We start from the raw sequence: 19,577 nt of genomic DNA, 5'->3' as shown, positions 1-19,577 counted from the left end.
CGTCTCCCCGACAGCGCATGTTCCTCCCGTACGACCACCTCGCGCGCCCGCCCCTCCCCGACAACACGCGATCCCCGGCAGCACACGTTCCCCTACAGCGCCCGCTCCCCCCGTACCGCCGCCTCGCTGGTCCAACTGCCCAGCAGACGCAGGGATTCCGCCGAGGGCGACCCCGGCTCCGCGTGGTAGGTAATCAGCTGCTGGCCGGGGTCGGCGGGCAGCGACATGGTCTCGTACGAGAGGGTCAGCGGGCCCACCAGGGGATGGTGCAGCTTCTTGACGCCGAAGCCCTTGTCCTGGACGTCGTGCGCGGCCCACAGCTGCCGGAAGTCCTCGCTCTTGAGGGAGAGTTCACCGATCAGCGAGCAGAGTTTGGGGTCGTCGGGGTAGCAGCCGGCGTCCAGGCGCAGGTAGGAGACGATGTCGGTCGCCTTACGGTCCCACTCCTCGTACAGCTCTCGCGCGCTGGGGTTGAGGAAGACCTGCCAGGCCATGTTGCGGTGCTGGGGCGGCAGCGCGGCGAAGTCGCCGAGCAGCGCGCAGGCCATCCGGTTCCAGGCCAGGATGTCCAGCCGCCGCCCGACGACGTAGGCCGGGACGTTCTCCATGGTGTCGAGCAGTTGCTGCAGGGCGGGGCGCACCCGCTGCGGCCGGGTGGCCATGGTCCGCTTGCGCCGCGGCACCGGCCGCACGAGGTGGGTGAGGTGGTCCCGCTCGGCCTTGTTCAGCCGCAGCGCGTCCGCGATCGCGTCGAGTACGGCCGTGGACACGTTCTGTCCCCGGCCCTGCTCAAGGCGGATGTAGTACGCGACGCTGACCCCGGCGAGCTGGGCCAGCTCCTCACGGCGCAGCCCGGGCACCCTGCGGCGCCCGCCGTGGTCGGGCAGGCCCACATCGGCGGGCTGGAGCCGGGCACGGCGGGTGCGCAGGAACTCGCTCAATTCGGTGCGCTGGTCCATATCCGCAGTATGCGGGCTGGGAGCGGCCCACAGGGGGCCCAAGGTGGTCCCGCCAGTGGTAGGACCGGCGTGCATACGTTCAAGGGAGACCTGGCTAGGCCTCCCACCTGCACGCATGCTCGATGGCATGACCCACACCACCGTCGCAGCGTACGCAGCACCCGCCGCCAAGGCTCCGCTGGAGAAGATCACCATCCCGCGCCGGGCACTGGGCGAGCACGACATCCTCATCGACATCAAGTACGCCGGCATCTGCCACTCCGACATCCACACCGTGCGGGCCGAGTGGGGCGAGGGCGGCCAGTTCCCCATCGTGCCGGGCCACGAGATCGCGGGCGTGGTGTCCCGGGTCGGCCCGGGCGTCACGAAGTACGCGGTCGGCGACCGGGTCGGCGTCGGCTGCTTCGTCGACTCCTGCCGGGAGTGCGAGAACTGCAAGGCCGGCCTGGAGCAGTACTGCACGGGCGAGCCGGGCACCGTCAACACCTACGCCGACACCGGCCGGGACGGCGAGCCCACCTACGGCGGCTACTCCACCCACGTGGTCGTCGACGAGAACTACGCCCTGCGCATCCCGGACAGCATCCCGCTGGACGCCGCGGCCCCGCTGCTGTGCGCCGGGATCACCCTGTACTCGCCGCTGGCGCACTGGAAGGCCGGCCCCGGCAAGAAGGTCGCCGTGGTGGGCCTGGGCGGCCTGGGCCACATGGGCGTGAAGATCGCGCACGCCATGGGCGCCGAGGTGACCGTACTGAGCCAGTCCCTGCGCAAGAAGGACGACGGCCTGCGGCTGGGCGCGGACCACTTCCACGCCACCTCCGACCCGGCCACCTTCGAGCAGCTGGCGGGCACCTTCGACCTGATCGTCAACACGGTCTCGGCCAACATCGACCTCAACGCCTACCTGGGCCTGCTCAAGGTCGACGGCACGCTGGTCCAGCTCGGCGTCCCCGAGCAGCCGCTGCCGGTGCAGCCCTTCGCCCTGATCTCCGGGCGCCGCTCCTTCGCGGGCTCGCTGATCGGCGGCATTGCCGAGACGCAGGAGATGCTGGACTTCTGCGGTGAGCACGGGCTGGGCGCGGACATCGAGGTGATCAGCTCCGACAAGATCAACGAGGCGTACGAGCGCGTGCTGGCCAGCGATGTGCGCTACCGCTTCGTGATCGACACCTCGACGATCTGACCTGCCTCGACGATCTGACCCGCGGGACGCGGGGCGCGGGCGAGCATCAGGTACAGGCGCCCGCGCCCGCCACCCGCTCCCCCGCGCCCGTACCGCCCGTCACCAGCTCCCCGCACCCCTTCGGCCCGTCACCAGCTCCCCGCACCCGTCCGCGTACGCGACCACCGCCACGTCCAGGAGGAGCTGGAGGCCTTCCTGGTGCCGCACATCCGCTCGGGCCGCGTGGTCCAGCAGGAGACGGTGAGCGAGGGCTTCGACCGGCTCGTACCGGCCTTCCTGGGCATGCTGCGCGGCGCGAACACGGGCAAGGCGCTGGTCCGCCTCACCGACGCCGAGTTCCCGTCGTCCCCGTCATCCCTGCCATCCCCGTCGTCCTCCTGAGCGAAGATGTCCGGGACCGAGCAGGGGGGCTCCCGGGCGAGCCGAAAACAAATCCGGCCCCGTCGGCAACCCCGGCCCGCTTCGCACGTCGTCCGGGGTGAAGGCGTCATCAGGCGCCGCACCGCCGAACGTGGAGTTGCCCACCGTGAACGTGAAGCCGACCCGCATACGCAGCGCCGCCGTCGCCGCCCTGCTCACCGCGCTCGCCGTACCGGCCCTCGCCGGGACGGCACACGCCGGTGACACCGCCCCGCGGCCCAGCGCGTCCCCCACCTCGCCCGCCAAGCCCAGCCAGCCGCCGACGGCGGCCCCCTCGCGGGCCCCGCAGCCCAGCCCGTCCGTGCCGGGTGGCGGGTCCGCCAAGCCCGCCCCTTCCGTCTCCGTACCGGGTGAGGGCCGCGCCAAACCCGCCCCCTCCGTCTCCGTCCCCGGCGGCAAGCCCGGCTCCGGGCCCGCGCGCGGGGACAAGGAGCTCGCCAAGACCGGCTCCTCCACGACCACCGCCGTCATGGGCGCCGGCGCGGCCGCCCTGGTCGCCGCGGGCGGCGGCACCCTCTACGCGGTGCGCCGCCGACGCACCAACTAGGCCCGGCCCCGCCCGAGAAACCGATGGAGTACACCGCCACCGTCGCCGGAGCCCCGGTGCGGCTCCCCGCCGCACCGGGGCTCTGGCGACGCCTGCTGCGCCGCAGCACCCCGCACTCGTACGACACCCCGCACCGCTCCGCACCGGGCAGCGCGTACGGTCCGGGCAGCGCGTACGGGCCGCCCGACGCCCCGCGCCCCACCATCAGCGAGCTCTACCACGCCCACCGGCTGAGCATGGTCCGGATGGCCGTCCTGCTGGTGGACGACCGCTCCACCGCCGAGGACGTCGTCCAGGACGCCTTCGCCGCGCTCTACAAGCGCCACGGCGAGCGGCTCGACGAGGTCGACAACGCCCTCGCCTACCTGCGCACCGCCGTCGTCAACGCCTCCCGCTCGGTGCTGCGCCGCCGCCGTACGGCCCGCGGCTACACGCCCCCGTACGAGGCCGACGCCCCCTCCGCCGAAGAGCTGATCGTGCTGGACGAGGAGCACCGTGAAGTCCTCGCCGCCCTGGGCAAGTTGACCACCCGGCGGCGCGAGGTGCTCGTACTGCGCTACTGGAGCGAGCTGTCCGAGGCGCAGATCGCCCAGACGCTGGGCATCAGCCGCGGCGCGGTGAAGTCGATCGCCAGCCGTGCGCTGGACTCGCTGGAGAAGATCTTGGAGGCGCGGACGTGAGCGAACGCCCCGTCGAAGACAGGCTGCGCCGCGCCTTCACCGCCCGCGCCGACCTGGTCACCGGGCACACCCTGCGCCCGGCCGCCCCGCCCGGCGCCGGCCCCGGCACCCGGCCGGGGTCCCGCCGCCGCTCCTTGCTGCGCCGCTTCGCCCTGCCCCTGGCCGGACTCGCCACCGCCGCGGCCGCCGCCGCGGGCTACCTGGCCCTGGCCCCCGACAGCGCCCCGTCGCGCCCCTCCCCCGCCACGCCGCCCACGCCCCTGCCCACCACTCCCCTGCCGTCGCCGTCCGTACCGGCCCCGCCCCTGCCGTCGCCGCCCGACCCCAGCCCCTCCTCGCCCCGCTCCGAACGCTCGCCCTCCGGCATCCCGAACCCGCCCCGTACGGGCTCGCCCACCGCCCGCCCGCCGTCGGCACCGTCCCGCTCCGCCACCCCCACCAGCCGCACCACACCCTCAAGTCCACCCGCATCCACCGCCCGCCCCACCCCCTCGGCGAGCGACCGGACCTGAGGCGGGTGAACTCAGCGCCTGCGCCGCGCCGTTCCGAAGAGGGACCGGGTGATCTCCCGCCCCAGCTGCGTCCCCACCGACCGCGCCAGTGACTTGAACATGCCGCTGCCCACGACCTGTTCGACCACCGAGGGCTCCGCCTCGGGCGCCCGGGCGGGCGGGGGCTGCGCCGGTCCGGCGGGCGGCGCAGCCTGCGCCGCCGTCAGCTTCTCGTACGCCGATTCCCTGTCCACAGCCTGTGCGTAACGCGCGTACAGCCCCGAGGCCTCCACCGCCCGCCCCAGCGCGCCCGCCTCGACCGGCCCCATCAGGGACTGCGGCGCCCGCAGCCGCGTCGCCGCCACCGGCGTGGGCGCGCCCTTCTCGCTCAGCACGGTGATCACCGCCTCGCCCGTCCCCAGCCCCGTCAGCACCTCCTGAAGGTCGTAGGGGGAATGGGGGAACGTCTTCACCGTCGCCTTCAGCGCCTTGGCGTCATCGGGCGTGAAGGCCCGCAGCGCGTGCTGCACCCGGTTGCCCAACTGCGCCAGCACATCGGCCGGTACGTCTTTGGGTGTCTGCGTCACGAAGAACACCCCGACCCCCTTCGAGCGAATCAGCCGCACCGTCTGGGTGATCGACTCCAGGAACGCCTTCGAGGCGCCCTTGAAGAGCAGATGCGCCTCGTCGAAGAAGAACACCAGCTTGGGCCGGTCCAGATCTCCCACCTCCGGCAGATCGTGGAAGAGATCCGCCAGCAGCCACATCAGGAACGTCGAGAAGAGCTGCGGCTTGTCCTGCACGGCGGGCAGCTCCAGTACGGAGACCACGCCCCGCCCGTCCGGCGCGGTGCGCAGCAGCTCCGCCGTGTCGAACTCCGGCTCCCCGAAGAACGGCCCCGCCCCCTGCTGCTCGAAGGCCGTCAGCGACCGCAGGATCACCCCCGCGGTCTGCGTCGACAGCCCGCCGATCCCCTTCAGCTCCGCCTTGCCCTCGTCCGAGGAGGTCAGGAAGGTGACCACGGCCCGCAGGTCCTTCAGGTCGACCAGCTCCAGCCCCTTGCCGTCCGCGTAGTGGAAGATCAGCCCGAGCGACTGCTCCTGCGTCTGGTTCAGCCCGAGCACCTTCGCCAGCAGTACGGGCCCGAAGTCGGTGACCGTGGCGCGCAGCGGGATGCCGGGCCCGATGCCGCCCAGCGCGTAGAACTCCGCGGGAAAGGCGGCCGGCGTCCATTTCTGGCCGACCTCCCCCGCCCGCTGCGCCACTTTCGCGTTCTCCTCGCCCGGGGCCGAGATGCCCGACACGTCCCCCTTGATGTCGGCGAGGAAGACCGGCACCCCGCCCGCCGAGAGCTGCTCCGCGATGAGCTGCAGCGTCTTGGTCTTGCCGGTGCCGGTGGCGCCCGCGACCAGGCCGTGCCGGTTCAGTACGGCCAAGGGGACGCGTACGGGGGCGCCGGGGTGGCAGGTGCCGCCCCACAGGAGCGCACCGAGGTCGAGCGCGGGCCCCGTGAAGGCGTACCCCTGGGCGATCTGGGTGACAGTGTCGTCGGACGCGGGGCTCTGACTCATGCATCGCTCCTGGTATGCGGCTGTTTGTCACCTTCGCACTCCGGCGGCATGGCTGCGCCCGGAGCCGCTGGCCCGGTAGGCTTTCCGTGTGATCTTCAAGCGCATCGGAAATGGGCGGCCGTACCCCGACCACGGCCGGGAGAGCACCCGCCAGTGGGCGGATGTCGCCCCGCGCCCGGTACGCCTTGACCAGTTGGTGACCACCAAGCAGCAGCTCGACCTGGAGACGCTGCTCGCGGAGGACTCGACGTTCTACGGCGACCTGTTCGCCCACGTCGTGAAGTGGCAGGGCGATCTGTATCTGGAGGACGGGCTGCACCGCGCCGTGCGCGCCGCGCTCCAGCAGCGCCAGGTGCTGCACGCCCGCGTCCTCGAACTGGGCTGACCCCGAAGTCCCGAGCGGATCTGACGTAACGTCAGGTCCGTATTGGCCCTTTTGGGTTGGCTCACGCGCCACGCATTGATCATCTAGTAGGCATGCGCCGCGAGCGGCACTACGCTGCATTTATGAGCATGCTGACGCCCCCCGGCATGGGCGGTAAGAAGAACCGCATCACGGGCGACAGGTACCCGAGGATGCGCCGTCCCCGCCACCGCCGCCGCATCGCCCTCGTGGCGATCGCCGCGGCCGGTGTCCTGGGGCTGGGCGGCTGGGGCACCCTGCAGCTCATCGACGTCTTCAGCGGCAACCAGGCCACCTCGGCCCACGCCTCCCAGGACAAACACAACTGCGCGAACGGCAAGGACGGGCAGAGCGGCAAGGACGGCGGCCGAACCGACGGCAAGCCGCTGCCCCAGCCCTCCGCCCTGACCGTCAACGTCTACAACGCCACGCCGCGCGGCGGCCTGGCCAAGGAGACGGCGGACGAGCTGAAGAAGCGCGGCTTCAAGATCGGCAAGGTGGGCAACGCCCCCGCCGCGTACGACAAGAAGGTCAAGGGCGCCGGCATGCTGCTGGGCGCCCCGGCGGCCGACGGGTCCCTGAAGGTGCTGGCCACCCAGCTCGCGGGCGCCGAGCACAAGACCGACGCCCGCAAGGGCGCCGATGTCGACCTGATCATCGGCGATCGGTTCAAGACACTCACCCCGGCCCAGGACGCCCAGAAGGCCCTGGCCGAGGCGGCCAAGCCGTCCCCCGCGCCGTCGGCGAAGCGCTGCTGAGAAATTCCACGAAGGAGGGCGGGCCGTTTCCTGTGCCGGAAACGGCCCGCCCTGTGTCGTACTACGGGATTCAGCCCGCCGTGCCGTACATCCGGTCACCCGCGTCGCCCAGGCCCGGGACGATGTAGCGGTCGGCGTTCAGGCGCTCGTCGACGGCGGCGGTGACGACCGTGACCGGCGTCCCGGCCAGCTCGCGCTCCATCAGCTCCACGCCCTCGGGCGCGGCCAGCAGGCACAGCGCGGTGACGTCGTCCGCACCGCGGTCGATCAGCTCGCGGATGGCCGCGACCAGCGTGCCGCCGGTGGCCAGCATCGGGTCCACGACGTAGACCTGGCGGCCGGAGAGGTCCTCCGGCATGCGGGTGGCGTAGGTGTGCGCCTCGTACGTCTCCTCGTTGCGCACCATGCCCATGAAGCCCACCTCGGCGGTCGGCAGCAGGCGCACCATGCCCTCGAGCATGCCCAGGCCCGCCCGCAGGATCGGTACGACCAGGGGGCGCGGGTGGGAGAGACGGACGCCGGTGGTCGCCGTCACCGGGGTCTCGATGTCGACCTGCTCGGTGCGCACATCGCGGGTGGCCTCGTACGCGAGCAGGGTGACCAGCTCGTCGGACAGACGCCGGAAGGTCGGGGAGTCGGTGCGCTTGTCGCGCAGCGTGGTGAGTTTGTGCGCCACCAGCGGGTGGTCGACGACGTGGATCCGCATGACATCCACAGTAAGCGAGCGCGGGACCCCCGGCGTCCGCCCGGCCGCGCGCGACACCGGCCGACGCCCCGTCGAAGGATTCGCATCGAACCACCGATTCGGGGGAAAGTGGGCACATACGCCCGGTCTGTCGCGTCGGCGCCGGGTGAGAACCGCGGCCCGAGGTGGTGTACGCAACGTGCCCGGCAAGAACAAGCACGAGGACCGGCCCGAAGATCACCCCGACAACACCGGCACCGATGCCGATACCGGCACAGGCACCGGCAAGAGCAGCAACAACGGCGGAAAAAGCAGCCCCGCCGCCCGCTCCTCCGGCTCTCTGGGCGGCGCCAGGGAGGGCGAGAGCGACGCGGCACGCCGAAGGCGGCGCGCCCAGTTCCTCCGCGAGCTGAACGAGGCCAAGGAACTGCGCGACCGGGTGCAGCCGCGCCGGGCGCGGGCCGCGCGGATGCGGCAGGCCATGAGGATGCGTACGTTCCGCTGGTAGCCCCGCCGGCCCCGCCCCGAAGCGGACGTGAGCGACATCTCTCGCATCCTCGTCACGACGCAGCGCCGAAGACCCCGCGCGATCGCGTTGTTTCTGCCACGATTCCGATGGGGCGGGGACCTGCGGCGTGAAAGCGTCGCCCCGCCCGGCCCGGCACGCCTATGACCAGTGGGAGAGTCACGGTGTACTTCGCCGCACTGCTCGCGCGCACCGAAGACGGGTGGGAAGCGAGCGATACAGAGCTCGACGATGTGGAAACCCTGACCGATCTGGCCGACCTGGCCCGAGAGGCGGCGGTGGACGACGACACGGTGGTCGCCCTCATCGAGCAGGAGGGCACGTGGTTCGGTGTCGTCCGGGTGGACGGCGAGGACGACCCGCGCGTCTTCGTCTCCAACGGCGCGGCCGCCTCGCGCAGCTCGTACGGCGCGATGCTGACCGACGTGCTGCTCGGCCGCGACGAGGACGACGCGGACGAACTCGACAGCCTGGACCTGGACGGCACCGAGGACGGTGAACCAGAGGAGCAGGAGGACGAACAGGAGGCGGCGGGCGACGCCGGGGCCGTCGTACCGCACGGCCCGATCGGCGACCCGGCGCTGCTCGGCGACCTCGGCGTCGACGAGCGGGAGTTGCTCACCCTGGACGGCGACGCGCTGTCCGAGATCGCCGACGCCCTGGGCTGCACGGACGTGCTGGAGGCCGTGAGGTAGCGCCCGTCACCGACACTTGAGGCATGACAGACCCTTTGCGCGACCCCTGGCGCGCGCCCATGCGACGGGCGCTGGACGAGGCCGTACGCGCCCCCGGGACCGGTGATGTCCCGGTGGGCGCCGTCGTGCTGTCCGCGGACGGCACGGTGATCGGCACCGGCCGCAACGAACGCGAGGCGAGCGGCGACCCGACGGCGCACGCCGAGGTCCTCGCCATCCGCGAGGCGGCGAGCAAGATCGGGGAATGGCGGCTGACGGGCTGCACCCTCGTGGTGACCCTGGAGCCGTGCACGATGTGCGCGGGCGCGATCGTGCTCTCCCGGGTGGACCGGGTCGTCTACGGCGCGGCGGACGAGAAGGCCGGCGCGGTCGGCTCCCTGTGGGACGTCGTACGCGACCGCCGCCTCAACCACCGCCCCGAAGTGATCACCGGAGTCCTCACCGAGGACTGCGCCCGCCTCCTGACCGACTTCTTCCGGGACCGCTGATGCAGCCGGTCCCGGGAACCGATTTCGGAGCACGGCCCCTCATGGGCTAGGCTCTGTCTCGGTAGCGTGTCCGAGCGGCCGAAGGAGCTCGCCTCGAAAGCGAGTGTGGCGTAACCCGTCACCGTGGGTTCAAATCCCACCGCTACCGCTTGTAACACCCCTCCGACCTGCGGAAACGCGGTCGGAGGGGTGTTTTGCGTGTTGCACGTACAGCACGGTGGTGTTGCGCGTGCAACACGCGTACGCCGGATGGACACTGCATCCCTTGAAAAATCGGGCCTCGCACCGCGTCCTCCTGTGGGATCGGGTCCCATAGATCCCACAGGAGGCTTCCCGCCCGGCGACCGTCCACTACCGCCGCCAACCGCTACGAGCGCTCGGCAGGAGTAGAGCCTCGATAATCCTTGCCGCTTCCGCAGGAGACATCCGGCCTCCCAGCAGGCCACACTGGGAGGACCCCGGTCGGGAGGAGGCGGAAGGACGTGAGCGTTGCCTATCAGCACGCCGGGCCATGGACCCTGGAGCAGGTCTTGGCCCTGCCCGAGGACGCGAATCAGCGCGTCGAGCTCGTGGGAGGCCAGCTCATGATGAGCCCCGCCCCCGGCCTGCCCCACCAGCGCGCCTCACACCGGCTGCACAATCTCCTCGAACAGGCCGCCGATGCCGCCGGCGCCGACGTCGAGGTGTTCGAAGCCATCAACGTCATCGTCCCGGACGGGCTGCTCATCCCCGACCTGGCCGTGGTCGACGCGGCCGCCGCCGAAGAAGCAGGCGTAGCGATCGCCGCGCACGACGTCCTCGCCGTTATCGAGATCGCCTCACCGTCCACCCGGATCACCGACCGCAAACTCAAGCCTTCCCTCTACGCCGCAGCCCGCATCCCCCACTACTGGCGCGTCGAACTGGACCCCGCCCCCAGGGTGCTCATCGGGCACCTGGAGAACGGCACGTACAACGACCTCCCGCCCCTCCTCGCAGGGGCCGTCGCCAGGATCGACGAACCGTTCCCGATCCAGTTCGACCCCGCAGCGCTGGCCCGCCGGTAAAGAGCTGCTCAACCGGCCCGCAGCCCAACACACCAAGGCCTACCGCGGTGACCGCTTCGGTGACCGCGAATCTGGATGCGACACGTCCGACCACCCAACCCGGCGGCAGCGCCTGATGCTCGGCGAATCCGAGACAGACATCGCTCATCTCAACCAGGTACAAAAGGGGAGTGGCTCTTCCCGTACCCAAGCGCCGCGGCAACCCGACAGACGCAGTCTGACTCCGCACGTCCCTGCCGGCCTCTGCGTAAGAGCGGCGGTCAGCGTCGTGGCGAACCTCGCGGCACGGAACATCGAGCAAGCAAATGGAGAATTGCGCACCTCTTTCGATCAAATAAGGCGACCCTTCTTTCGGTTCCTTTCATGGTGATGCACTAATAGGCGCCACTCATCTAATGTGTAGTTATGCACATGCGATCACGCAGGGGGGCGTGCATGTCCGACACCATCGTGGAAGAAATGCTGCGATCCGCGCGCGAGATGATCGAGAAAGCGCTGCGGGAGATAGCAGACAGAGCGGCACTGAAGAAATCTGGGGCGGATCGGGGGCTCGTCGAAAAGATCGTCCTCCGCCAGGTCCTGAAGATGATGGACGTAGCGATCGCGGCGCTGGAGGGTCCCCCAGAGTCCGACTCGGTCGTCGTGTACGGGATTCTTGCTGAGGAGTGCGCGCCCATCCTGGGGCAGCCGCCAACCGAGATCTTCAGCGCGCTGGTCGAGATATGCGGTGAACCGCACGGGCCGTCCGGCCTTCCCGAGCCAAGAGCCGCAGTCATCGAGGCACTGCACCGCGAGCTGGTCGCAGTCACCGTCGAATACCGCGTACGGCCCGGTGCGAGGGGTGCACGCATCATTAAGGTGCTGTACGACGCCGATCGAGAGAAGGTGCGTCGCAAACGGATCGAGCAAGACATCACCTGGGACGACGTGCCGGAGGAAGCGCGTGCGCGGATCATCCGCGAGGGCAATGACGGCGTCACCCTGACGCTCCCGGTGGGGAGGGCCTGATGCCCTTCTTCATCTGGGTGCTCATCGCCCTCGGGCTCGGGGTGGCGATGTGGAATCGGATCATGACCTGGGCCAAGGATCAGCTCTTCCCCTGGCTGTCTGATCATCTTCCCTGGCTCTCCGATGCGGCAGCAGCAGCATTTGCTGAACTGGACAATCAGGCCGTCGAGATCCGTAACAGAGTGAAGAAAGCCTGGAATAGGCTGCGCCCCCACCTCCTCGAACAAATCGTCGAGTTCGAGCAAGGGATCGTCCCGAACACCTATATCCGGCGGATGACTGCGTTGATCAGGAAGTCCCTGGAGCCGGGTGCGTCGGCCATACTGCTAAAGGAGGAGGCAGTGGTCCCGTGGGATCAACTTCCCGATAAATACCGTAATGCCTTACTGAAGGGCGAAGGGAACAGCTATCGCATCGATGTGACCGAGACGCGTGATCAAGAGCTCGAAGAATGACCGGCACACCGGCGAGAGAAGGAAGCAGACACATGTCAATATGGCGGTGGACAGCCATCGGTGTGGCGGTGGTAGGGGTTCTTGTCTTATGGCAGCGGTTGCGGCGGCCCTCTGGCCCGCAGGAAGACGCTGTCACCTCCATCGTGCTGAAGGCCATGGCCGAGGAGTGGGCAGCCCGTACCGACACACACAGCGACGACATCCGGGCTGCCGTTCTCGGGGCCGGATCACCCGCGCTGCGCTCCCGGCTGCGGGCAGCGGTGCGCGAAGTCGATGTCGAATTCAACAGGCCCCCGACCGGTCGATCCGATGCGCGCACTGTCGTCCGCTGCGCCTTCGGGCATCAAGGCATCACCCTTCAGGCCGAAACCGCCACCAGCTGGGATGACATCCCCGCGAGTGTGCGCCGTGAGTTCATTCGCCAGGACACCCAAGTGATCTGCCGCCGCTGGGTCCTGGCAAGTTGAGCTCACGCTGAGACGGGGGGCAGAAATATGAAGCAGGGGCGTAATACGGTGCCGCTGCGCTGGGCCTTCACGGATGCCGAGGGACCGTCCGCATCGCCGGCGGCTGATGCCGAACGCGCCGGGCGCGCCAGCGAAGGACCTGAGGCTTCCGGGACGTCGGCGGAGACGGTCGACTTCCGTGTGGAGGAGTCGGTGTACACCTTCGACGATCTGGTGCTCGCCGATGTGGTGCGCGCACGAGTCCAGACCGCGCTGAATCTGGTCTCACACCGGGACGTGCTGTTCAAGGAGTGGAATCTGGCCAGGATTTCCCCTCATCGCGGCGGGGCGGTGGTGAATCTCTACGGCCCTCCCGGAACGGGTAAGTCCGCATGTGCGGAGGCGATTGCCCACAGTGTCGGCCGACCGTACCTCCGCGTGAACTACGCCCAGATCGAATCCCGCTACGTGGGGGAGACACCGAAGAACATCGTGCGCTGCTTCACCACGGCCCGTCGGCACGGGGCTGTACTCATCTTCGATGAGGCGGACTCCATCTTGGGACGGCGCCTGAGCACAGTCACCCAAAGCGCCGACCACAGCATCAACGTCTCCCGCTCGGTGATGCTAACCGAGCTCGACCACTTCACCGGGGTGTCCGTCTTTACGAGCAACTCCCCGGAGAACTACGACGTGGCGTTCGTCCGGCGGATCCTGGCACATGTCCGGCTAGACCTCCCCGACCTCGCCACACGTCGCGAACTGTGGAAGAAACTGATCCCCGAGGAGATGCCACTGCACCCCGAGGTCACCGTTGACCTTCTGGCGGCCGAATCCGAGGGCATGGCCGGCGGCGACATCGTGAACATCATCATGGCGGCGGCCGCAGCAGCTGTGGCCCGTCGGGGCGAACGGCGCGTCGTCGAACTCGCCGATCTGCGCGGTGCACTGGCAGCCGCCGTGCAGGCCCGAGGCGACGTCGGCACCGCCCCCGCGAACATGCGCCGCGTGGCCTGGGAAGACGTCCACCTGCCCGACGAGACCGGGGACCAGTGAGCACAACGCCGTCAAGAGGAGCCGAGCCGTGCTGCCACGCCCGCGACACCTCGATCTGCACCTCGAGGTCATCCCCTCGCATACTCCCCGAAAGACAGCCACGATGGTCGAAGACCAACCGTACGATTCCAGCAGGGTGACGTGCGCCATGTCATCCGTGTCCGGAACAGGGGTCGGGCATGTGCGAAAAGGCAGCTGCGCAGCGTTCCGAGGGCCATGACTCCCAGGAACCGAGTGCCGAGGAACAAGCTCTCACCGCGGCCCTGGAACGGATCGAAGCCCTCGCGGTTCCCATGGGGGACGGCACTCAGCAGATGAACATCGAGGCGTTCCGAGAGCTGGTCGCCTCAGAACCCGAACGGGCTGCCTCGGCCTGTCGGCATCTGGTCGACAAGGCCAGGGCGCGCACCGGCACCTGGCACGCCTACGCCCAACTAGCCGTCGTTGTCTCCGCGCTTTATGACGCGGAGTTCCATGACGACACGTTGACGGAATGGGTAGAGACAGAGCTCGACGCTGCAGGGATCACAGTCCGCCAACCCGAGATGATCCTTCCGGAGCAGGACCCGGAAACGCTGGACGAGAAGCCACTTCTGTTCCCGGTTCCCTTCGATCGTGTTGAGGCTGGTGATGTCTATCCCTTTGTCGTCACGTTCTCCCATCGCGCGCAGGGGGCAGGGCCCGAGCGGATTTCCGAGCTCAGGAAGCTGCGGGGCAGGTTTGTGGTCACCTTCGACGTTCCAGACTCCGACCCCCGCGAGGTGTGGGAGATTCCCGAGATCCGTGCCTACGTGGAGCAACTCTGCGACCAGATGCCGTATCTGCCCTACTACTTCAAACCGCAGGACAGCGGATCGCTGTTCATGTGGCTGGCGTGCCTGGCGCCGACCCACGCCTGCTCCGAGGGCCGGTTGGATTTGGACGAGGACAACCTCGTCACCCTCGCCACGTGGAGCATGTACGCCACAAGGACGCTGGCCGAGGCGCTCGGCGACGACCCCGACGAGGTGTGCGCCGAGCTGTTCGCTCCTCTTCCTCCCGCTTTCATGGCCCGAATCACCTACCTCGTCGAGCAGTTACCGGAGGACTTCGGCCATGGCCGGTGAGGGCGCCACAGTGGCCCGGGTGGTGGCAGACGTACTAGAGGGACGGCTGTCACTGCCCGAGGCACAACTGCAGCTTGAGGGCGATTCCGCGGACTACGACCTGTTCTTCCACGAAGCCCGGCGGCAGGAGCTCATGGAGCTCATGTCCCGCATCGGAGCGGCCTCTACCGTGCTGCGCGCCACGACCATGACCGAACTCGGCGTCGCGGCTGCGGCATTGTTTCCCGCCGAGACCCGCGGATACCTACTGACGGAAGGCGCTCTGCGGCTCATCACACTCGACGCCCCAGTGCCCGCGTTCGACTTCCTCGAGCGGGCCGTGAGCCAGTTGGAGGCCGATGAGCCGATAAGGCTCAGGGCTCGTCGGCTTCGGCTACACGCCCTTGCCTTGATGAGTCGGCACGAGGAGTTCCGGCGCGACTGTCCCCCCGTCGTCGCGGAGGCGGAGCGGCTGGGCAGCCCTGTGGACCTCAGTATGGCTCTCATTGGCCAGGCGGATGTAACGGCCGAGAGCGGTGACGCAAGAACCGCCCTGGACATCGTACGGGTGGCCCGCCGCATCCGTGGCACGGTACGGGCGCACGACGAGGGTCCCATGTACTCCCTGGTGACGTTTGCCTACCAACACGCCTTGATCGCTCGGCAGGCAGGTCTGTTCGAAGAGACCCTTGAGGTGCTCGAAGAAGCCCGGGAACTCGCGTTCTCGGCGGGTGACTCCGCCCTGGCCGCCCGGATGTTGAGGGAATCCGGACGCACCTGGGAATTCCTCGGTGACCGGGAGCGGAGCACGCGGATGGTTGAGCAGGCAGCAGCGGAGGCCGAGCGACTCGGCCGCCACGACTGGGCAACCGAGTGGCGGGGCGAGTTCGCGTGCGGGGTGGACGACCGGGACGACAAGGGATGGGCCTGGCGGCGTGCTTCGGTGATCATCCAGCGGCAACCGGAGCGTGCCGCCGAGGCGGTGCCCCTGCTCAGAACGTGTATCGCCGAGGCACGCCGGCTCCACCAACCCGCGTACGAGGCCGACGCCCGCCACGCCCTTGGGATCGCCCACAAACTCTCCGGCAACCGGGTACAGGCTGAAGTCGCTCTGCGGACCGCCGTCCTGGCGGCGGAGCGCAACGGCGACACACTGCGCGTCGTGCGCTTCCGCATCGACCTGGTACGCAACCTGATCTACCAGACTCTGGCCCACCAAGCACTGGCGGAACTGACCCCGGCCATCAAGCTTGGTGAGCAGTTGCGTGCCGAGGCCACCACCATCGAGCTGCGTCAGAGCGTCGCCGTGGCGCTGTCCGAGGCGTATGACGCGGAAGTATTCGTGACCGCCGTGCTACACCAGGTGGATAAGCCGGTCGACAGACGCGACAGTGTGGCGGAGTTGCCCTCGCGACCGCGCTCTTTGCTCGAGTTGGGGCAGCGGGCTCGGGCCGTCACCATGACCGAGGCACTGCGCGTCGGTGAGGTCGTGGAGGACAGCGCGAATCAGAGGCTGGTGTCCGCGGTTCTCCGGCTGCGCGCGGCCGAGGCCGCCCTTCAGCTCGCCGCCGCCGAGTTCAAGGGCCTGGCCGAGCCGATCGCAGAGCGCAAGCGCGCCGCGATCGAACTGGAGCGAGTCGCCGGCGGAGCGGGAACATCACTTCGTGTGAACGCTGATCCGGTGCCCGCCGAGGAACTGGCCGACGCACTCGCCCCCGGGGAGGTCCTAGTCGATCTCCTAGCGGTACCCGAAGCTGTGACGATCACTTGTCTCACCAGTGACGGCAGCACCACGGCCCGACTGTTCAAGTGGGGCGACCGGACGCGACGCCGTGCCTTGGTGCGCCTGCAACGGGTACGTCGGGAGTACCTCAACGCGCACCCCGACGATCTTTACGAGACCCGCACCCTGGCAGCGGAGAGCGTATCCCGGCTCGACGAAGGGCTGTTCGCCGCGATCGCCGGGGCCGTGGGAGAGGTTCGCTCCAAGCCTGCTGTGCGGCTGTTCGTGAGCCCGGAGAACGAGCTACTCCAGCTTCCGTATTGGCGCCTGGCGAGCCTGCTGCCGGGCTGCGCCGTGAGTGTGCTGCCAACCCCGGGCGCACTGCCCCTGCTGCGGGCGCGACGCCGCGACGGCAGACGGCCGTGGATCTCAGTCTCCGACCCTTCGCGCACCCTTCGCCACACGGCCCGGGACATCCCCGAGTCACTGGGCTACCAGCCGTGCCCGCCCGAGACCGAGGCTCTGCTCGCTGCCCTGCCCGGCGCGGGCCGGATCCACTTCGCGTGCCACGGTCACTTCTACCCCGACAGCGCCTACCGTTCCGGGCTTGAGGTCAGCCCGTCGCCGGTTCCGGATCCATTGGGGGCCAGCGAGGAACAGCGCAGAGCAGGCCTCGAGTTGTTCACCGCCGCTCAGATCACCGGTCGGCTGCTCTTGCCGCACTGCGTACTGGTGGTGCTCTCAGCTTGTGACTCCGGGCTGCCCCGGCATCACGCGGCCAGCGAGTTCACCAGCTTGCCGGGCGCGTTCCTGACCGCTGGGGCTCGCAATGTCATCGCGTCACTGTGGCCGGCGCACGACGCGGCAGCGGCATTGCTCATGAACGCTTTCCACACCACGTCCTCCATGTCGCACACGGCACCCTCCGCCGCACTGGCCGCGGCACGGCAGAGGCTTGCCTCGATCAGCCGTGCGGAAGCGGTCACCCTGCTGGGCACGGGGGATCTGCCGCCCTTCGACCCACCATTCGCGGACAGCGTGTACACCGACTGCTTCCAACACTATGGAGTCGACTGATGCCCGATCCCTCCCGCCTCTTCATCCGCGCGCTGTCTGGCGTCTGGGGTAACGGCTACTGGGTAACCTGGCACCCCTCGGCGCGGTACCGGCTAGGCGACGTCGGTACCGTCCAGGGTCCGGGGCTCGTACCGATCAGTAGTCTCGACGAGATCGGCATCGCCACGCCCCAGGTCGCTCCCACCACCCGGGACGAGCTGACCTGGCGCACCAGGGGCGGGGTCAGCGTGACTTACAAGTTGGCGGGACAGGTGGGTGAGCCGTTCGCCACGTTGGCTGACGCCCAGGCGGGTGCCCTGGTCGAGTTCTCCCGCGAGAACGCTCTGCTGGTCGCCTACCGAGGGCTGACCGAGCACCGTCTGGCGGACCAGCCGCTCCTGGCCAGGGAACTGATCAAACGCTACTGGGCAGGCACTTGGGAACTCGACTGGTACGTGATCAGCCACCTCGTAACGGCCCATTCCGGCACCGTGCTCCTCGCGGGCGAGAAGGGTGCCCTGATCGAGATGCACGCGCAGGCCGCCCTCGGCGAAGCCCCGGCCGCACTGGCCGACCTCGCGGCCGGTGTGCGCGGCGCCCGTTCCTCAGGACTGGAACTGGAGCTGCTCGGCAAGCAGGTGACGCCGTTCTACCGCGTGCTGCGTCTGCGGCGTAGGTTCATCCGGGGGATCGAGGGCGTGTACGGCGACGTGCGGACGCTGCGCACCTCGGCGAACCGACCGCGCGACGTGCCGACGGACGTCCTAGAGGAGATCAAGGAAAGCCCTGACGCCGCCCTGGAGTTCCCCGACCAGCTGGCTGCCGACTCGGGCGACGGGGTCGCCTAGGCCGTGTTTTGAAAGTCGGCTCCGCTTCTCGTCCCGCATCGCGATGATCTCGGTGTGGGACGAGGGGATCTTTCTGACGATCAGTGGGCTGTGCTGAAGCCGCTGTTGCCGGTCGCGGTGCTGGGGCGGCCGTCTTTAGGCAGGCGGAAGCTGATCGACGGGATCCGGTGGCGGGTGCGGACCGGTGCTCCGTGGCGGGACCTGCCGTCGGAGTACGGGCCGTGGCAGACGGTCTACGGACTCTTCCGCCGCTGGCAGCGTGACGGCACCTGGCCTGAACTGCTGACCCGGCTGCAGGTCCGGGCGGACGCGGCCGGGCTGATCACGTGGGAGGTCAACGTCGACTCCACGATCTGCCGGGCCCATCAGCACGCCGCAGGCGCCCGCCGCGACGGCCAGGCTCGGAACGAACCGCCGGGCGGAACCCGCACCGAGCCCGACGACCACGGCCTGGGCCGGTCCCGGGGAGGCTTCACCACCAAGATCCACCTGGCCTGCGAGCAAGGCCAGCGGCCGCTGTCTCTGCTGGTCACCGCAGGTCAGCGCGGTGACAGTCCTCAGTTCGCAGCCGTCCTGGAAGGCATCCGGGTGCCCCGCACCGGACCTGGCCGGCCCCGTGTCCGCCCGCTTCGAGTGCGGGGTGACAAGGCGTACTCCTCCCGCGCCAACCGGGCCTACCTGCGAAAGCGCGGAATCCGCTGCACGATCCCGGAGCCTGCCGACCAGGCCGCCCACCGCAAACGGCGCGGGAAGGCCGGCGGGCGGCCTCCTGCCTTCGACCGCGAGGACTACAAGGCCCGGCACGCGGTCGAGTGCGGGATCAACCGGCTCAAGCGCAACCGGGCGGTCGCCACCCGGTTCGACAAACTCGCCGTCCGCTTCGAAGCCACCGTCCTGATCGCCGCGATCGGCGAATGGCTGTGACCGGCCTGAGCTGTCGGTTCCACGTGCCATGCTGACCGCGACCCGGGTCGACAGCGAGGGGAAGGCAACGATGGGGGCTCAGTACTACGGCGCCGACAGCGAGAACGGCGACCGCATCGACGACCCCTCCGAGGACGCGCTGTTCATGATGATCAGCGACCTCAACGACTCCGACAACACCTTCGTCGTCGTCCAGCCCGACGAGGACGACCCCGTTTGGTTCGCCTCCGTGGCCGTCCTGGACGAAGGCGGCTACGAGATCGTCCGCCGTGACACCACCCGCGATGAGCACGAGGTCACCACGGCGACCAACATCAACGACATCGCCCGCGACCTCACCATCTGGATGACCGCCCGCGACTTCCCCGGACGGCCAACCAGGCAGGTCAGCGACTTCTAAAACACGGCCTAGTGTTTCGTGATCCCGTCGGCGTTACTTGATCTTGCGTGACTCGTTGCTACTGACATGGAGCTCTCCGTGGAACAGGCCGCCGAGTTGCGGGAGTTGTCGAGCAGCCGGGATG

22 protein-coding genes, 1 tRNA gene and 1 pseudogene are annotated in these 19,577 nt (G+C 69.2%); 21 read left to right on the top strand and 3 right to left on the bottom strand.

Features of this window, described 5'->3' with window-relative positions; all coding sequences use genetic code 11:
• Positions 1-92: 92 nt before the first annotated feature.
• Positions 93-959 (bottom strand): helix-turn-helix transcriptional regulator, encoded by an 867-nt coding sequence (locus tag AC4IJH_RS12790; RefSeq protein WP_490851756.1) that lies wholly within the window; start codon positions 957-959, stop codon positions 93-95.
• A gap of 127 nt (positions 960-1,086) precedes the next feature.
• Here AC4IJH_RS12790 and AC4IJH_RS12785 point away from each other — a divergent pair, with 127 nt between their 5' ends.
• The 5 genes and pseudogenes from AC4IJH_RS12785 (at position 1,087) to AC4IJH_RS12765 (ending at position 4,301) form a co-directional block, all read left to right on the top strand.
• Positions 1,087-2,142 (top strand): NAD(P)-dependent alcohol dehydrogenase, encoded by a 1,056-nt coding sequence (locus tag AC4IJH_RS12785; protein ID WP_490851755.1) that lies wholly within the window; start codon positions 1,087-1,089, stop codon positions 2,140-2,142.
• Between the two features lie 153 nt (positions 2,143-2,295).
• Positions 2,296-2,523 (top strand): annotated as a pseudogene (locus AC4IJH_RS12780) (hypothetical protein); the annotation flags it as partial.
• Between the two features lie 145 nt (positions 2,524-2,668).
• Positions 2,669-3,109, top strand: coding sequence for an LAETG motif-containing sortase-dependent surface protein (locus AC4IJH_RS12775; protein ID WP_490851754.1), 441 nt, complete (start codon positions 2,669-2,671; stop codon positions 3,107-3,109).
• 23 nt (positions 3,110-3,132) lie between these two features.
• On the top strand, positions 3,133-3,789 hold the full coding sequence (locus AC4IJH_RS12770) for an RNA polymerase sigma factor (RefSeq protein ID WP_490851753.1): 657 nt from the start codon (positions 3,133-3,135) through the stop codon (positions 3,787-3,789).
• Entirely contained in the window at positions 3,786-4,301 is a 516-nt protein-coding gene (locus AC4IJH_RS12765; RefSeq protein WP_490851752.1) for a hypothetical protein, read from the top strand. Before AC4IJH_RS12770 ends, AC4IJH_RS12765 begins: the two co-directional genes overlap by 4 nt.
• Before the next feature lie 11 nt (positions 4,302-4,312).
• On the opposite strand, the gene AC4IJH_RS12760 is transcribed toward AC4IJH_RS12765, so the two are convergent.
• Positions 4,313-5,851 (bottom strand): helicase HerA-like domain-containing protein, encoded by a 1,539-nt coding sequence (locus AC4IJH_RS12760; protein WP_490851751.1) that lies wholly within the window; start codon positions 5,849-5,851, stop codon positions 4,313-4,315.
• 88 nt (positions 5,852-5,939) lie between these two features.
• On the opposite strand from AC4IJH_RS12760, the gene AC4IJH_RS12755 reads away from it, so the two are divergent.
• Together AC4IJH_RS12755 and AC4IJH_RS12750 are read left to right on the top strand one after the other, a co-directional pair.
• Positions 5,940-6,236: a type II toxin-antitoxin system VapB family antitoxin gene (locus AC4IJH_RS12755; protein ID WP_003986294.1), complete on the top strand. Its 297-nt coding sequence runs from the start codon at positions 5,940-5,942 to the stop codon at positions 6,234-6,236.
• Positions 6,237-6,358: 122 nt separating this feature from the next.
• A complete protein-coding gene (locus tag AC4IJH_RS12750; protein WP_490851750.1) occupies positions 6,359-7,012 on the top strand; it encodes a LytR C-terminal domain-containing protein in 654 nt (217 codons plus the stop codon).
• A 70-nt stretch (positions 7,013-7,082) separates the two neighbouring features.
• Here AC4IJH_RS12750 and upp read toward each other — a convergent pair whose 3' ends face one another.
• A complete protein-coding gene (upp, locus tag AC4IJH_RS12745; RefSeq protein WP_490851749.1) occupies positions 7,083-7,718 on the bottom strand; it encodes a uracil phosphoribosyltransferase in 636 nt (211 codons plus the stop codon).
• Between the two features lie 178 nt (positions 7,719-7,896).
• On the opposite strand from upp, the gene AC4IJH_RS12740 reads away from it, so the two are divergent.
• The 14 genes from AC4IJH_RS12740 (at position 7,897) to AC4IJH_RS12675 (ending at position 19,453) form a co-directional block, all read left to right on the top strand.
• Positions 7,897-8,205 (top strand): hypothetical protein, encoded by a 309-nt coding sequence (locus tag AC4IJH_RS12740; protein ID WP_490851838.1) that lies wholly within the window; start codon positions 7,897-7,899, stop codon positions 8,203-8,205.
• Positions 8,206-8,387: 182 nt separating this feature from the next.
• Positions 8,388-8,918, top strand: a complete 531-nt coding sequence (locus AC4IJH_RS12735; protein ID WP_490851835.1) for a tRNA adenosine deaminase-associated protein — start codon at positions 8,388-8,390, stop codon at positions 8,916-8,918.
• A gap of 23 nt (positions 8,919-8,941) precedes the next feature.
• Complete coding sequence (tadA, locus tag AC4IJH_RS12730; RefSeq protein WP_490851748.1) at positions 8,942-9,406, top strand: tRNA adenosine(34) deaminase TadA; 465 nt, start codon at positions 8,942-8,944, stop codon at positions 9,404-9,406.
• A gap of 60 nt (positions 9,407-9,466) precedes the next feature.
• A tRNA-Ser gene (locus tag AC4IJH_RS12725) sits at positions 9,467-9,554 on the top strand.
• Positions 9,555-9,888: 334 nt separating this feature from the next.
• Positions 9,889-10,452 carry a Uma2 family endonuclease gene (locus tag AC4IJH_RS12720; protein WP_490851747.1) on the top strand — a complete coding sequence of 188 codons (564 nt, stop codon included), beginning with the start codon at positions 9,889-9,891 and terminating at the stop codon, positions 10,450-10,452.
• Between the two features lie 435 nt (positions 10,453-10,887).
• Positions 10,888-11,460, top strand: a complete 573-nt coding sequence (locus AC4IJH_RS12715) for a hypothetical protein (protein WP_490851746.1) — start codon at positions 10,888-10,890, stop codon at positions 11,458-11,460.
• Positions 11,460-11,915, top strand: coding sequence for a hypothetical protein (locus AC4IJH_RS12710; protein ID WP_490851745.1), 456 nt, complete (start codon positions 11,460-11,462; stop codon positions 11,913-11,915). Before AC4IJH_RS12715 ends, AC4IJH_RS12710 begins: the two co-directional genes overlap by 1 nt.
• A 32-nt stretch (positions 11,916-11,947) precedes the next feature.
• Positions 11,948-12,382, top strand: coding sequence for a hypothetical protein (locus AC4IJH_RS12705; protein ID WP_490851744.1), 435 nt, complete (start codon positions 11,948-11,950; stop codon positions 12,380-12,382).
• Between the two features lie 27 nt (positions 12,383-12,409).
• Positions 12,410-13,417, top strand: coding sequence for an ATP-binding protein (locus AC4IJH_RS12700; RefSeq protein ID WP_490851743.1), 1,008 nt, complete (start codon positions 12,410-12,412; stop codon positions 13,415-13,417).
• 179 nt (positions 13,418-13,596) lie between these two features.
• Positions 13,597-14,523, top strand: a complete 927-nt coding sequence (locus tag AC4IJH_RS12695; protein ID WP_490851742.1) for a chlororespiratory reduction 6 domain-containing protein — start codon at positions 13,597-13,599, stop codon at positions 14,521-14,523.
• Complete coding sequence (locus AC4IJH_RS12690) at positions 14,513-17,302, top strand: CHAT domain-containing protein (protein ID WP_490851741.1); 2,790 nt, start codon at positions 14,513-14,515, stop codon at positions 17,300-17,302. The genes AC4IJH_RS12695 and AC4IJH_RS12690 overlap by 11 nt, the downstream gene beginning before the upstream one ends.
• On the top strand, positions 17,302-18,129 hold the full coding sequence (locus AC4IJH_RS12685) for a hypothetical protein (protein WP_490851740.1): 828 nt from the start codon (positions 17,302-17,304) through the stop codon (positions 18,127-18,129). The genes AC4IJH_RS12690 and AC4IJH_RS12685 overlap by 1 nt, the downstream gene beginning before the upstream one ends.
• Before the next feature lie 54 nt (positions 18,130-18,183).
• On the top strand, positions 18,184-19,053 hold the full coding sequence (locus tag AC4IJH_RS12680; protein WP_490851739.1) for an IS5 family transposase: 870 nt from the start codon (positions 18,184-18,186) through the stop codon (positions 19,051-19,053).
• Positions 19,054-19,081: 28 nt separating this feature from the next.
• Positions 19,082-19,453 carry a hypothetical protein gene (locus AC4IJH_RS12675; RefSeq protein WP_490851738.1) on the top strand — a complete coding sequence of 124 codons (372 nt, stop codon included), beginning with the start codon at positions 19,082-19,084 and terminating at the stop codon, positions 19,451-19,453.
• Positions 19,454-19,577 lie beyond the last annotated feature (124 nt).

The sequence above is a fragment of the Streptomyces sp. UF-297 genome, assembly GCF_058245575.1.
This window is presented reverse-complemented; position numbering and strand designations above follow the sequence as displayed.

What these genes read in the sequence shown, in the direction of transcription:
- AC4IJH_RS12790 (WP_490851756.1), bottom strand. Translation starts at nt 959, where the DNA reads ATGGACCAGCGCACCGAATTGAGCGAGTTCCTGCGCACCCGCCGTGCC.
- AC4IJH_RS12785 (WP_490851755.1), top strand. Translation starts at nt 1,087, where the DNA reads ATGACCCACACCACCGTCGCAGCGTACGCAGCACCCGCCGCCAAGGCT.
- AC4IJH_RS12770 (WP_490851753.1), top strand. Translation starts at nt 3,133, where the DNA reads ATGGAGTACACCGCCACCGTCGCCGGAGCCCCGGTGCGGCTCCCCGCC.
- AC4IJH_RS12760 (WP_490851751.1), bottom strand. Translation starts at nt 5,851, where the DNA reads ATGAGTCAGAGCCCCGCGTCCGACGACACTGTCACCCAGATCGCCCAG.
- AC4IJH_RS12750 (WP_490851750.1), top strand. Translation starts at nt 6,359, where the DNA reads ATGAGCATGCTGACGCCCCCCGGCATGGGCGGTAAGAAGAACCGCATC.
- upp (WP_490851749.1), bottom strand. Translation starts at nt 7,718, where the DNA reads ATGCGGATCCACGTCGTCGACCACCCGCTGGTGGCGCACAAACTCACC.
- tadA (WP_490851748.1), top strand. Translation starts at nt 8,942, where the DNA reads ATGACAGACCCTTTGCGCGACCCCTGGCGCGCGCCCATGCGACGGGCG.
- AC4IJH_RS12715 (WP_490851746.1), top strand. Translation starts at nt 10,888, where the DNA reads ATGTCCGACACCATCGTGGAAGAAATGCTGCGATCCGCGCGCGAGATG.
- AC4IJH_RS12710 (WP_490851745.1), top strand. Translation starts at nt 11,460, where the DNA reads ATGCCCTTCTTCATCTGGGTGCTCATCGCCCTCGGGCTCGGGGTGGCG.
- AC4IJH_RS12705 (WP_490851744.1), top strand. Translation starts at nt 11,948, where the DNA reads ATGTCAATATGGCGGTGGACAGCCATCGGTGTGGCGGTGGTAGGGGTT.
- AC4IJH_RS12700 (WP_490851743.1), top strand. Translation starts at nt 12,410, where the DNA reads ATGAAGCAGGGGCGTAATACGGTGCCGCTGCGCTGGGCCTTCACGGAT.
- AC4IJH_RS12695 (WP_490851742.1), top strand. Translation starts at nt 13,597, where the DNA reads ATGTGCGAAAAGGCAGCTGCGCAGCGTTCCGAGGGCCATGACTCCCAG.
- AC4IJH_RS12690 (WP_490851741.1), top strand. Translation starts at nt 14,513, where the DNA reads ATGGCCGGTGAGGGCGCCACAGTGGCCCGGGTGGTGGCAGACGTACTA.
- AC4IJH_RS12685 (WP_490851740.1), top strand. Translation starts at nt 17,302, where the DNA reads ATGCCCGATCCCTCCCGCCTCTTCATCCGCGCGCTGTCTGGCGTCTGG.
- AC4IJH_RS12675 (WP_490851738.1), top strand. Translation starts at nt 19,082, where the DNA reads ATGCTGACCGCGACCCGGGTCGACAGCGAGGGGAAGGCAACGATGGGG.